The organism is Paenarthrobacter sp. AMU7 (assembly GCF_041200195.1).
Taxonomy (GTDB): Bacteria; Actinomycetota; Actinomycetes; order Actinomycetales; family Micrococcaceae; genus Arthrobacter.
Genome location: NZ_CP165735.1, coordinates 1,290,296 through 1,303,547 on the forward strand (window position 1 = coordinate 1,290,296; position 13,252 = coordinate 1,303,547).

Genomic DNA, 13,252 nt, shown 5'->3' on the forward strand with positions numbered 1-13,252 from the left:
GTCGTGAACCTGCCTGCTTTCCCTTCTGCTGCGGACTCTGCGAAGGACGCCGCGCTGGACACGGTATTCATTGGCGTCAGCACCAAGATGTACATGGGCTACGGGCAGAGCTTGGCGTGGCTGGAGCAATTGGTGGCAGAAGCAGACGCCCGCCCGGCCCTCGCGGCCGGGCGGGTGGTCCCGTTCGTGATCCCGTCGCATCCAGTGTTGCCCGCAGCGGCGCATATGCTTCACGGCACGTCACTGGTCTTGGGCGCTCAGAACTGTGGCTGGGCCGATGGGCCGTGGACAGGTGAGGTGTCACCGTCCATGCTCGCTGAGCTTGGAGTGGGATTGGTGGAAATCGGTCACGCTGAGCGGCGGCGCTACTTTGCCGAAGATGAGGCGATGATCGCTCTCAAGGTCAGTGCAGCCGTCGATGCCGGGCTGACTCCGCTGCTGTGTGTGGGAGAGTCCGAGATGCTGGAACCGGAGGCAGCCGCGGACACGGTACTCGGGCAGATCAAAGCCGCAGTGTCCGGCGACTGGTCCCTTGCCTCGAAGCTTGTGGTCGCCTACGAGCCCGTCTGGGCGATCGGCGCTCCTGAGCCTGCCTCAGCGGCATATGTTTCGCGGGTCGTCGGTACCTTGCGTTCGGTGCTTGCCCGGCACGCGCTGGCCGGGCTTCCCATCATTTATGGCGGGTCGGCGAAACCCGGCCTGTTGCCGCAACTGGACGGGGTTTCCGGGCTTTTCCTTGGCCGCTTCGCGCACGACGCCAGCAACTTCGGCCGGGTCCTGGACGAAGCTCTGGATATCGCCAGCCGGTCTTAGAGGGCCGCTCGCTGGCAGAGGGCCACGAAACCGCCGAGGTTTTCGAGGCCTTCCGGATGGGTCGGCAGGTAGTTGGTCAGTTCAGGCGAACGCACGACGACGGCACGCCACTGACCGCGCGACACCGCCACGTTGATCCGGTTGCGGGACAGCAGGAACTCCATGCCGCGGGGAACTTCGCCGGCGGCTGATGCGGCCATGGAGACGATGACCACCGGGGCTTCCTGGCCTTGGAATTTGTCCACGGTACCTACCCGCACTGTCCTGAGGCCGGCAGACCGGAGCTCATGTTTGATGAGTTGTACCTGGGCGTTGTACGCCGCTACCACGAGGATGTCGGTTTCCTCGAGGGAGCGGCGTTCCGGGGAGTCCGAAGGGTCCAGCCATTTCAGGCCGAGGTGGGCTTGGACTTGCCGGACAACCTCAACAGCTTCTTCCTGCGAGGCAGTGGAGTTGGCGTTGTGCGTAACGTAGACACAGGAAATTCCGGGGCTCGCCCCCTCCAGTTCACGCAGGGTGGCGGCAGGTGCAGCCTCGAGCCGGTTGTCGTAGGACAGCTCTGACACTGCGCTGCACAATTCCGGATGCATACGCCATGACAACGCCAGGAAGTAGCCCAGATGGGGCGGCAAAGTGTTGTAGCCATCCGACAACCAACCCAGGGCCGATTCATCAACGGGTTCCGGATGCTTGCCTTGAGTGACCTGAGGAAGCTGCTGCGGGTCACCGAGGAGCAGGAGCCGCGTGGCGGCCCGGCTGACAGCCATGGTGTTGGCCAGCGAGAACTGTCCCGCTTCATCGATGACCAGGAGATCGAGCGATCCGGCAGGGACTTCCTTGCCCACCATGGTCCACGCGGTGCCGCCGATCAAGGCGCCACCCGGCTGGGACAAGAGCTCTTCCACGTCGCCTTTGGCACAGTTGGTCCACGGCACAGGATCGTTGTGCTTGACGTCCTTGGCCACCAGACGGGGATCAATACCCGCCTTCTCCACGGCAGCGCAGAGCATGTTTTCCACTACGGCGTGGGATTGCGCAACGACGCCGACTTTCCACCCGTCGGCCACCAGCCTGGCCAGCACGTGGGCGCCAACATATGTCTTCCCGCTGCCGGGAGGACCCTGGACGGCCAGGTAGGAATGGTCCAGGTCCTTGACCGCCGCTGTGATGGCATTAATGTAGCCATCGGGGCCGGAGGGGACTGCTGGAAGGTTGGCGAGGGTGCGCAGCCTTGGCGGCAGTCGGCGCACCAGGTCCAAGGCAGGATCCTTGGGCCAGGAAGGCAACGCCGCGCGGAGCTTGGTGGCCAATGCGGCCAACGCAGCCCGTTGCCCGGTTGTCTGAATCGGGCTGTCAGGGGTCAGCGCCATAGGGGTCTGGACGAACTCCGTGGAGTCTTTTCGAAGCTTCTCGACGATGGTGACGGACTCGAGGTCGCCCTCTTCACCGACCTCGATAACCTCCGTCCCGCCCCAACCCGCACGGCCCAGCACTGAGGATTCCTTGGCAGCAAGAGCATCCGGCAACGGAGACGCATACATTCTGAAGTACTTCCTGCCTGGATCCAATCCCGCGCCGTCACCGGACCGGCCCAGGAGTTTGACGATCCGGGCAGGGTTGCTGCGAGGTGTTGGTTTGGCCCAGTCCTGCAGCAACTCCGAGTGGTCAACCAAGAACTGGTCGCGGGATTCGTCCCACTGCGAGGTCGGCTTTTCCAGACGGTCGAAGTGTTCCCACCAGTGCTGTTTGTCCTCGCGGCGGTGGTACCCGACGCCGGCTGCGACGATGCCGATGGCCCGGGAATCCGGCGTTGTCTGTTGCTCCACGGGCAGGCCGGCCACATAGTCGAACAGCGCCGTCTCTTCGGGCGGTGCCTCGTACTTCTCCGGCTCGGTGTCTGGCTGTGGTTGCTCCTGCACAGGGCTGCCGGGAACGATGGATCGCTCCGCAGCACGGGCAAGCAGCCAGTTGCGCAGCTCCAGCGTCGACAAGCAGTCGTACTCGTTGTAGTCCCTGATCCCATCGAGAATGGCGGCAGCTTGCCCGCGATCCCCATTGTCGCGGGCCGTGCAATAGTCCGCGTAGGCCACCACGGAAGCTCCGGCGTCGGTGACGTCCCCGGAGCGCAGGCGCTGGCCCATGTACAGTGGCTCAAGTTTCTTGATGCTGTAGGAGTTCTCGGAGACCCGGATGCTGTGCCGGACGGTGTCAAAGAGGTCCACCAGGACTCCTTGGCGCAGGAGGTCGTCGACGGCCGTTTCGCCCACCACATGCGTCAGGGACAGGTTCCGCAGCGCCGTTTTCTCGTAAGAGGCGTAGTGGTAAATGTGCATACCGGGATACTTGGCACGGCGCTGGGCTACGTAGTCCAGGAAGTCGACGAATGCCTGGCCTTCCTCAGCGCGTGAATGCGCCCAGAAAGGGCGGAACACAGGCTCCGTCCCGGGAGCCACGGGGTTTTCGATGACGCCGAAGAGGTACTCCAGTCCCCACTTGCCCGTGGCGGGGTCCTGCCAGAGGGGATCACCTTCGAAGTCGAAGAAGATGTCGCCCGGGTCCGGCGCGGGAAGCCTGCCGAGGGTGTTGTCCGGGAGGACGTTGTAACTGATGGCCTTGGTTTCTCCGGACTTGTCCGAGTACGTGACGGTGCCGTCAGGGCTGCCGGTACCAGTTTGCAGTTGGGCTTGCTCGCGGAGCCTCAGTTGCGTGGAGTCTCCGGTTGCCGGCATGGTGGCGAGTTGGTCGATGGTGGTGATGCCGGACTCGAGCAGCTTCTTACGGCGGCTGATGCGCATGCCCGCGACCATGAGGAGATCGCGGTGCAGTTGGACCTGTTCGGCGCAATAGTCGCAGCGGCCGCAGGCTGAGTAGCGGGAGTCGCCCCATTCCACCGGACCCGGCTCCGAGGCATGCGCAGAAGTCATGCCAAGGAAGCGTTGACGCCGTTCCTTGAACACAGGGAGGATCTGCGAGAGGGGATGGTCGCTGTGGACCCGGTTGCCCAGCACCAGGGTGACGGTGGGATCCGGAGTGATTCCTGCTTTAAGCAGCTGGTCTCCATAGGCCGCGAGCTGCAGGAGGGCTGTGACCTTGGCATGACGTGCCAGCTTGGTATCGAACACCGCAAAAAGCCCGCCGGGCTGCTTCACCAGGAAATCGGAACGCCCATGGAACTCACCGTCGAAGAAAGCGGCTTGAAACACCACATCCGCTCCGGAGCGCAGGGCTTCGATGGATTCCGCGTGCTTTGCCGAAAGAGTGGCGCGGTCCATCACCGTGGCGGGGACGACGTCGTAAACGCCCCTTCCGGTGGCCGCATCCCAGTGCCCGAACTTGTCTACGAACCCATCCAGTACCCGATGCTCGTGAACATCGCCAAGGGCGGCGGTACGTTCCAACATGGCGTCTGCCGCGAAGTCCGGCTTGGGCGAACGGCCGAGTTTTTCGTCGAGTTTGCGGAGAAGTTGGTACTCGCAGGTTGCTGCAATGACGAGGTCGCTGGCAGAGAAGACTAAGTCCTGCGGGGCGCCCGCCGTCTCCGGATCGAGAAAGAACACAGCGACCCACCTTCCTTCCATGCCGGTTGAAATCCTTGTAGCCAAGCTATCAGCGGGCACCGACAAAATGACTTCCGGCAAAACAGCATCGGCCACTTTAGACTGCACCCATGACCGATTCAGCCCCCACCGTGGACCCAGCCTTCGAAGCCGCCTTCCAGGCCGCACAAAAGAGCCTTAGCGAGGGCGGCATTCCCATCGGTGCCGCGTTGGCCCGCAACGGCGTGGTGGTCGCCAGTGGCCATAACGAACGTGTCCAGCACGGCGACCCGATTGCGCACGGCGAGATGTCCGCGCTCCGGGCGGCCGGACGCCAAAAGACTTATCGCGACACCACGCTCTACACCACCCTGGCGCCCTGCGCGATGTGCACGGGAACCATCATCCAGTTCAAGATCCCGCGGGTTGTCGTGGGCGAAGCCGAGACCTTCCCCGGCGAATTCGACCTCCTGCGTTCACGTGGAGTCGAGGTGGTGGTCCTGGACGATCCCCGTTGCGTGGACATGATGCGCTCGTTCCAGGACGAGCACCCTGAACTGTGGGCAGAGGACATCGCGGAATAACCGTCGCCGGCTACAAAGGGTCCATATACCAGCTAGCCATCCGACGACTTTTTGGCGGGCTTCCTCGGCGCCGCCCGGCGGGACCGGGTCGTCGGAGTGGGGGAAATCAGTTCCTTGATCTGGGCCACCACGGTGGAGTTGGCGCCCCGGGCGCCCAGGTCCTTTGCGAGGGTTTCCACCTCCGACCTTGCGGCGGCGCTGTTGTCCGCCTTCGCATGGAGTTCCGTGCGCAGTTCCACCAGGCCGCGGTAGGCAAGGTTGCTCGCCGCACCGGCAGACTGTTGATAGCCGGCGAGGCCGGCGTCGGTCAGCGCCAGCGCCCGCTGGGGATCAGCGCTATGGTGCTTGACCATCTTTTCGTCCTTGCGGCGATAGAAATCATCGCCCACAGACTGCGCGACGGCGGTGGCCGCCTTGACGCCCAAAGGCTCACCGCCAAAGCGTTCGGCGGCCTCGGTCAGGGCATTCAACCCTCTCTCCAAATAGGGTGACATGGACCCTTCAAACGCCAAGGTCAGGCCAACTTCCCGGGTAAAGAACTCGGGAGCGAAGCGGTCCTCTTCCCTGGTGACGGGGAAACCAACGCGCAACGGCAACGTGTTGGACGCCTGTACGATGCCGTCCGTGGAATAGATGGCGCGAACCAGATACTGCCCCGGCTCGTCGAAAGCGAAGCCCTCCACTCCGTATGCGAGGTGGACCAGCTGGCTGAAGCGATCGCTGCCGTCATCGTCGCCCACCGGAGCCGGTGCCAGCGTGACCATTTCCGGGAGGCCGTAGAAGCAGACCACTGATTCATGCAGGATCACGGTTCCGTTGGGCTTCTGGACGTACACGGTGGTGTTGCCATAGCGGGGGTCCAGCCGGCCGTCCACCATAACCGGCACGTCAGTGGTATTCCGCAACCGGAACTCGATGGACACAGGTTCCATGTAGTCGAAATGGTCCTTTGCGGAGAGCGTCAGTTCCACGTCGCTGCCCGGACCGGAAACCGTCATGGCGCCGGCAGGGGATTCCAAGTGCCCTCCGGAGGCCCATGGATCGCCGCCCATGATCACGGAGGCGCGGTCTCCGTGGCGCATGTGGAGCAGTTCGTCGTCGTCGAAGCGGAAGCGGAAGTTGCCCCAGAAGGAGTCAGTGCCGTTGCGCTGATCGTATTTCCAGTCGTAGTTCATCCAGGACAGCGAGTCCGGGCGGGCCTTGTCCCAGGCATGCAGGAAGTTGAACGCGTGCCCGGCTTCGTGGACCCAGGTGTAGAGGAAGTGCCGCATGGCCCACGCCTGATCCTGGGTGACCGGATTGGAGACGAGGTTGGTGAACCAGGAGTGGTTCCGGAAGACCGCAAAACCTTGGCGGTCCGGTCCGCGACCTGCGCCGCCAAAGCCCGCAGCGGCGTCGAACATAATGCCACCCACCCCCGCGCTGTCAAAGATGCCGGCCTGGATGCCCCACATGTTCCACGCGGGCCACCCCGAGTTGTACTTGCCGAACGAGGTTTCCATGGCGTCGTGGAGTTCGCCGACATTCCAGGAAGCGAAGCCTGGCGCGGTGTCGTCGATGACTGTGTGCACCGGATCGATAGTGACCGCGATCCCGGCATCCCTGTATGAGGACTCGATGGTGATGGTCCGGTGGGGCAGGTCAGGGGGACGGTTGGTGTGGGCATGGCTGTTGTAGACGGGGACCTTGGGCTCGATGTCCACGGACGAGCAGTAGTCCAACTCCAGGTTCATGTCGCGGAAGGCTTCCGAACGGTAAGAGCACGCATAGGGCTGGCCGAGGATCCCGCCGGACGTCAACGTGGCAACAGCCCCGGTCACAGCACCGGAGGACCACGAGACCACTATGTCCACCGTGGTGGCAGGGTGGGTTCCTTTCCAATAGCGGACGGTCCCGACGATATGCACGTCGGTATCTGTGAATGTCACAAGAGGCGTGTCCACAATCCAGGACTCCACATACGTCTTCACCAACTGGTTGACGCCGGCGACCTTCACGAAGCGGGTGCTGTACAGATCGCCGCTGACCTTGTTCATGACCGGGGACTCGACCCCGTTGCGGGCGTCAATGTCCAGCCGGAGGTCCAGGGCGCTCCCGATGGGGCCGGGGTTGCCTTGAAAGCCTTCATAGCGTCCGCTGACCGTGCTGGGTTGGCGGCAACTCCAAAGATCGGAGGCGGGGGCAGGGGTGTAGTAGGTGCTGGGGACGTTGGGGGTGTCCATGGGGGATCTTTCTCACGCTGAAGCAGTCAAATATGCGATCGCCCGCGCGCTTGGCGCAGAGGCGGCATGACGGTCCAGGGCGGGGCGGGGTGCGCGTGATGAGGCTCAGATGAGACGAAATGGCCGATGCCCGGAAGCCGTGTGTAACCCACACTGAGGATACTCCAGCGAATGGACTATATCTAGAGAAACGCGGCCATTTTTTGGCCTCCAGAGGGTCCCCATGATCTGGTCAGCGGTACCCGCCGGGCGTAGGCTGGCATCATCGGCGCTCGGAGCCGAAGGAACCATGCCGAAGGCCCCGCGTCGATCACCCCAATCGATGAAGGAGGACCCATGAGTGCCGTACGTGAATTCATGACCACGAATGCGCAGTGCATCGCCGAGGATAAAACTCTCCAGGAAGCCGCCATGCTGATGAGGGATCTGGACTGCGGTTCACTTCCCATCTGCGGCAGCGACGGCAAGCTCACCGGCTTCATCACCGACCGCGACATCGTGGTCAAGTGTTTGGCCGAAGGTAAGGATGCCCGCGAAGTCCTTGCCCGCGAGCTCGCCACCGGAAAGCCCTACTGGGTGGACGCCGATGCCAACGTGGACGAGGCCGTCACCATGATGGAGGAACGCCAAGTCCGCCGCCTGCCCGTTATCAGCGACCACAAGTTGGTGGGCATCATCAGCCAAGGCGATATCGCCCGCAACCACTACGCGGAACAGCGCCTCGGCGAGATGGTGGAGCACATCTCGGCCAAGGAGCACATGTCCCGCTGAGCCAGTCACAGCGGTTCCCAGTATCCACTCCAGCCGCCGCGAGGCCTTCCCTCAGAGGAAGGCCTCGCGGCCCGTTCCTTCACGCATCACGAGTTCGCCCTCTTCGATGGAGACGATCAGGCTCTTGGGTTTCCCCACGAGCTTCCTGGTTGCGCTGAGTTGTCTGCTGCTGACTTCCACCCCCACGGTGGCACCCTTGGCGGGAAGTTCCACCGTGACTTCGTCGGCCATCCCCAACAGCATCTTGGTGGAAATGCCGTGCTCGGACACGGCTTCCTTGCCGTTGACGGTGACGGTCACGTCATCGGCATCAAATCCGTCCTGAAGGATGATCAGCAGTTCCTGCATGGTCCAACTACAGCACTATCAGCGTCCCCGGGATAGGCCTTCCTGCTACCCGTCTTCGGAAACTGTCGGCCACGTGAGGCAAACTGTCATGGTGACTTTAAATCTCCAACACCAGTCAGCTGATACCGCCATCCACGCCCAGATCGCCGCTGAACTCGGCGTCAAGGCCTGGCAGGTCAAGGCCGCGGTGGAACTGCTCGACGCCGGATCCACCGTCCCCTTCATCGCCCGATACCGCAAGGAAGTCACCGGGACGCTCGATGACACCCAGCTCCGCGACCTCGAAGAACGGCTCAGATACCTGCGCGAGCTGGAAGAACGGCGCAAGTCAGTCCTCGAGGCGATTGCAGCCCAAGGCAAGCTGACCCCGGAGCTGGAAGCCGCCGTCGTCGGTGCCGATACCAAGGCGCGCCTGGAGGACATCTACCTCCCCTTCAAATCCAAGCGCCGCACCAAGGCCCAGATAGCCCGCGAAGCCGGGTTGGAGCCGCTGGCCGATGTCCTGCTCGCCAATCCCCAGCTTGACCCCGCTACCGAGGCCGCCAAGTACCTGAATGCCGAGCACTCCATCGACGACGCCACCGTGGCGCTCGCAGGAGCCCGCGCCATCCTGGTGGAGCGCGTCGGGCAGGATGCCGATCTCGCCGAAGATCTGCGAGAACGCCTCTGGAAGCAGGGACGCATGGTGTCCCGCGTGAAAAAGGGCATGGAGGCCGAGGGCCAGAAGTTCAAGGACTACTTCGAGTTCACGCAGGTGCCCTCCGGCATGCCCTCGCACCGCGTGCTGGCCCTGCTGCGCGGTGAAAAGGACGGCGTCCTGGAGTTGGATCTCGCTGAGGCAGACCCAGCCGACGACGACGCCCTGGCCGCCGCCCGCGGAAAGTACGAGAACGCTGTGGCCAAGTGCCTCGGAGTCGCCAACCAGGGGCGGCCCGCCGATACCTGGCTGATGCAAACCGCTCAGCTCGCCTGGCGGGGACGCATCCTGGACCGGCTGACCACTGATCTTCGCGGACGCATGTTTGCCGACGCCGAAGATGAAGCTGTTCGCGTTTTCGCCGCCAACCTGCGCGACGTCCTGCTGGCCGCTCCTGCCGGGAACAGGGCCACGCTTGGCTTGGACCCGGGGCTCCGGACCGGTGTGAAAGTGGCCGTGGTGGACGGTACGGGCAAGGTAGTCACCACAGACACCATCTACCCGCATGCCCCAGCGAACAAGTGGAACGAAGCGTTGGCCACTCTCGGTCGGCTCGCCAGGCAGCACAACGTGGAACTCGTCGCGATCGGCAACGGAACCGCCTCCCGCGAGACGGACAAACTGGCCACGGAGCTCATCAAGTCCCTCGAAGCTTCCGGCTCCAAGGGGATCCAGAAGCTGGTGGTGTCCGAAGCCGGAGCCTCCGTGTATTCGGCGTCTGCCTTGGCCGCTTCCGAACTTCCGGGCATGGACGTATCGCTTCGCGGTGCCGTGTCCATTGCCCGCCGCCTTCAGGATCCCCTGGCGGAACTGGTCAAGATCGAGCCGAAGTCCATCGGCGTTGGGCAGTACCAGCACGACGTCACCGCCGCGAAGCTCGACCGGTCCCTGGATGCCGTGGTGGAAGACTGCGTTAACGCCGTGGGGGTGGATGTGAACACAGCATCGCCAGCGCTGCTGAGCCGGGTTGCCGGCGTTGGCCCGTTGCTGAGCGAGAACATCGTGGCTTACCGGAACGAGAATGGCCCGTTCGCCAAGCGCAGCGACTTGAAGAAGGTGCCGCGTCTGGGCGCCAAGGCCTTTGAACAGTGCGCGGGCTTCCTCCGGATCACCGGGGGAGCGGAGCCGCTGGATGCCTCCAGTGTCCATCCAGAGGCCTACTCCGTTGCCCGCAAGATTCTGGTCGCAGCAGGCGGTGGGCCCGCCGCGGCGCTGGATCCGCAGGCCTTCGTGGACGGCACCTTCGGTCTGCCTACGGTCAAGGACATCATGTCCGAACTGGAGAAGCCGGGCCGCGATCCGCGTCCTGCGTTCCAGGCGGCGTCGTTCTCCGAAGGGATCGAGAAGATCTCCGACCTCAAGCCCGGCATGATCCTGGAAGGAACAGTCACCAACGTGGCTGCCTTCGGCGCTTTCGTCGACGTCGGAGTGCACCAGGACGGCTTGGTCCACGTTTCGGCGCTGTCCAACAAGTTCGTCTCGGATCCCCGCGAAGTAGTGAAGTCCGGCCAGGTGGTCCGGGTGAAGGTCCTTGAAGCCGACCCCGAGCGGAAGCGCATCTCCCTGACGTTGAGGCTCGACGACGAACCCGGCGCCGCTGCCGGACGCGGCTCCGGCGGGCGTGCTTCGGGCGGGCAGGGTGATCGTCGTCATGGCGGCGCACGGCAAAGCAAGCCCCGGCAGGCTCCGGAGGCCGCGAACACGGCCATGGCTGAAGCACTGCGCCGGGCCGGACTCGGGAAGTAGCCGGAACCGGGAAGTAGCAGGAAGTATCAGGAGCCGGGAGGTACCGCGGGCCCTACAGGCCTGCGGTCCTGGCGTCCCACACTTCTGCGTCCGAAGGCTGGAGGGCCATAGGCAGCCAACGTCCGATGCGTTCGAATGCCTGTCGCCTGACAGGTTCGGGCGACAGGAAAATGTCGTGGAAGGCATTCGGCAGCCGGCTCACCGTGACGGTGTCCGCCAAGGACAGCGAGCGGTGGGCCACGGCGTCAACGTTCAAGGCGACGTCGGCGGTGAGTGCATCAGCGGACCACTTTGGCTGCAGATAGCTCTTGTCCGAGAGCAGCACGAGCACGGGAACGTCGATACCCAGTCCCGCTGCGACGGTGGCTTGGCCGCGGAATACGGCGTCAAGGAATGCGGGCGTGACAGGGAAGCCCCGGTCAGGCCGCCACTCGAGGTTGTAGTCCCACTCGCCGTCGAGGGTGGCTGACACGGCCCGGGTATAGATGCCCGGATCTACTGGCGGCAGTGGTGCCAAGGGGTGGAGCCGGGCGTGGAGGCCTACCAAGGGTGCGATCGCCCGCCGGCCGAGCTCAGTCGCCTGGAATTCCAGCCAGGGACTGTTGAGGATCAACGCCGACGCCATTCCAGGATGACGGGCAGCCCACAGGCTGAGGGTGAGCCCACCAGTGGAGTGCCCCAAAAGAATGAGCGGCCGATCCCGCCCAGGATCACCTGAGCGTCCCATCGCTGACAGTGCTGCTGCGATGTCAGCGTCGTAGTCGGCCAGGTCGGTGACGAATCCCGGCACCATGCCCGGGCTCAGGCTGCGGCCGTAGTTGTGCAGGTCCAGGGCATGGAAGCGTGCTCCGGCCCGGTGCCAGAACTCAGCGACGTGGCGTTGGAAGAAGTAGTCGGACCAGCCGTGTACGTAGAGGACGTCTGCGTCGATTGCACTGTTGACGGGAGCTCCGCCCGCAGTCCAAGGCCACTCTGGTTCGGCTCCTAGGTACCGCACCACGGTGGCGACAGCGCCGCCGTCGAGGTTGAGCGTTTGCTGCTCAAAGCCTTCGCCAAGAATGTCCGGGACCCATTCCTGCCTCATGCGTCCTTTTCCTTCTGCCAGGGCCAGCGGCCAGTGATTTCCAGCTCAAGCGAGAAGCTGAGGAAGGTCCGGATCAGCACGATGATCGCGAGGACGCCCACGCTCTCAAAAGTGGGAGTGACGGCGACGGTCCGGATGATGTCCGCGGCCACCAGGAGCTCGAGCCCCAAAAGGATGGACCGCCCCAGGAGCTGCCGGTAGGAACGGTAGGGAGAGAACGGTGTGAGGCCGGCGGCGCGCTTTGGCTGGTAGCCGCGCAAGGCCATCGGAATGGAAACCAGTGCGCCGATCACCATGACCGCCACCCCGGCTGCGTCCATGTACCGGCCGACTTCTTCGATGACGTGCTGGAAATCCATGGCCCTCCTCCATAGCTGCGTGTCTCCACCGTCTCACACAGCAACCAACGACGGCGGCAGCCGGGTTCTGTAAAAACAGAACCTGGCTGCCGTCGTCGTGCGCTGTTGAGTCGTGCGATGTTGCAGGCTGCCGCTACAGCGCGGGTGCCGGGACCGGGAAGAAGACCCGGGGATCCTGCAGAAGCGCGGGATAGTCGAAGTCTGAGCGCTTGATCACGTTGGTGACCTCGAAGTTGCGGGCGAAACGGCCATCCACCGTGATGGGCCGGCCCTGGATCAAGCCAACGGCGAACGTCTGGCCATCATCGAACGGAACGGCCAATTCGGTCTTGCCGGGCAAGGTGTTGAAGGCCCGCTCCTGTGCCTGGCGCTTCCGCGTAGGCTTCTTCTCGCGCGGTGCCACCGGGCGCTTCTTGGGGCCGCCTACCTGCCGGCGGGACTTCTCCTCCGCGTACACAAACTGGTACTCGTCAGGGTCCGCAACAGGCGTGGACTTGGCCTTGCCGTGCGGCGGCATGCTGACGGTGGTGAGCTGCTCCGGGCGGAGGTCCTCCACGTTGGAGCGCAGGATCAGGAGGCGGTCCTCTTCCGGGTCCTCCGGGTGGAACTCGTGCTTGGGCTCGGGCCACACGTATTCCAGCTTTTCCTCGATGCCGGGGAAAATCTCCGCATAGTGCTTGGGATCCTTGCCCAACAGTTTGGAGCGGTGGCTGAGGTGCAGGTCCTCGTGTCCGAGCCACGGCGGCATGACAATCCGGGAAGCGTAGTCCGGGTGGGCTGCCTGCGGGGCGAATTCGGCGATGTTCGCGCGCGTGTTGTCCGGGTGCCCGCGGTCCATCCATTCGTCTGCCATGGCCAGGCCGTACATGGTGAGGGCAGGGACGTGGCCCATCCACATGCGCACGGCGGGGTGCTGCTGCCAACCGTACTCCGGGATCACCAAAGCGCGGAGGACCTGGAGTGCTTCGACGCGCTGCTTGCCGAGCCTTGAGGTGTCGAGAGCCTTGGCACTCTCACGGAAATCGGCGAAGGGGAGGAAAGTCTGCATCCTTTCAGTTTGAGGGTGCCGGGCGTGAGAACCAAGTTGAGTGC

General features: G+C 63.9%; 10 protein-coding genes. 4 read left to right on the forward strand and 6 right to left on the reverse strand.

The genetic code is table 11. The features are described from left to right. Positions 1 to 3: 3 nt before the first annotated feature. Positions 4 to 813: a triose-phosphate isomerase gene (locus ABQM86_RS06050; protein WP_369746159.1), complete on the forward strand. Its 810-nt coding sequence runs from the start codon at positions 4 to 6 to the stop codon at positions 811 to 813. Here ABQM86_RS06050 and ABQM86_RS06055 read toward each other — a convergent pair. Next, entirely contained in the window at positions 810 to 4,370 is a 3,561-nt protein-coding gene (locus ABQM86_RS06055; protein WP_369746638.1) for a TM0106 family RecB-like putative nuclease, read from the reverse strand. The two genes, ABQM86_RS06050 and ABQM86_RS06055, sit on opposite strands and share 4 nt — an antisense overlap. 110 nt (positions 4,371 to 4,480) lie before the next feature. Here ABQM86_RS06055 and ABQM86_RS06060 point away from each other — a divergent pair, with 110 nt between their 5' ends. Beyond that, entirely contained in the window at positions 4,481 to 4,933 is a 453-nt protein-coding gene (locus ABQM86_RS06060) for a nucleoside deaminase (RefSeq protein ID WP_207596644.1), read from the forward strand. 32 nt (positions 4,934 to 4,965) lie between these two features. On the opposite strand, the gene ABQM86_RS06065 is transcribed toward ABQM86_RS06060, so the two are convergent. Then, on the reverse strand, positions 4,966 to 7,155 hold the full coding sequence (locus ABQM86_RS06065) for a hypothetical protein (protein ID WP_369746160.1): 2,190 nt from the start codon (positions 7,153 to 7,155) through the stop codon (positions 4,966 to 4,968). 336 nt (positions 7,156 to 7,491) lie between these two features. Between ABQM86_RS06065 and ABQM86_RS06070 the strand changes: the two genes are divergently transcribed. Further along, the gene (locus ABQM86_RS06070) at positions 7,492 to 7,926 is read left to right on the forward strand and encodes a CBS domain-containing protein (protein ID WP_207596646.1); all 435 of its coding nucleotides are present in this window, start codon (positions 7,492 to 7,494) and stop codon (positions 7,924 to 7,926) included. Positions 7,927 to 7,977: 51 nt separating this feature from the next. On the opposite strand, the gene ABQM86_RS06075 is transcribed toward ABQM86_RS06070, so the two are convergent. Then, positions 7,978 to 8,274, reverse strand: coding sequence for a hypothetical protein (locus ABQM86_RS06075; protein ID WP_207596647.1), 297 nt, complete (start codon positions 8,272 to 8,274; stop codon positions 7,978 to 7,980). A gap of 88 nt (positions 8,275 to 8,362) precedes the next feature. Here ABQM86_RS06075 and ABQM86_RS06080 point away from each other — a divergent pair, with 88 nt between their 5' ends. Then, positions 8,363 to 10,717 (forward strand): Tex family protein, encoded by a 2,355-nt coding sequence (locus ABQM86_RS06080; protein WP_369746161.1) that lies wholly within the window; start codon positions 8,363 to 8,365, stop codon positions 10,715 to 10,717. A gap of 52 nt (positions 10,718 to 10,769) precedes the next feature. On the opposite strand, the gene ABQM86_RS06085 is transcribed toward ABQM86_RS06080, so the two are convergent. The 3 genes from ABQM86_RS06085 to ABQM86_RS06095 all read right to left on the reverse strand — a co-directional run bounded on the left by ABQM86_RS06085 (position 10,770) and on the right by ABQM86_RS06095 (position 13,208). After that, positions 10,770 to 11,801, reverse strand: coding sequence for an alpha/beta hydrolase (locus ABQM86_RS06085; protein WP_337340860.1), 1,032 nt, complete (start codon positions 11,799 to 11,801; stop codon positions 10,770 to 10,772). Beyond that, entirely contained in the window at positions 11,798 to 12,160 is a 363-nt protein-coding gene (locus ABQM86_RS06090; protein ID WP_207596650.1) for a DUF1622 domain-containing protein, read from the reverse strand. Before ABQM86_RS06090 ends, ABQM86_RS06085 begins: the two co-directional genes overlap by 4 nt. A gap of 133 nt (positions 12,161 to 12,293) precedes the next feature. Next, positions 12,294 to 13,208, reverse strand: coding sequence for an MSMEG_6728 family protein (locus ABQM86_RS06095; RefSeq protein ID WP_369746162.1), 915 nt, complete (start codon positions 13,206 to 13,208; stop codon positions 12,294 to 12,296). Positions 13,209 to 13,252: the final 44 nt, after the last annotated feature.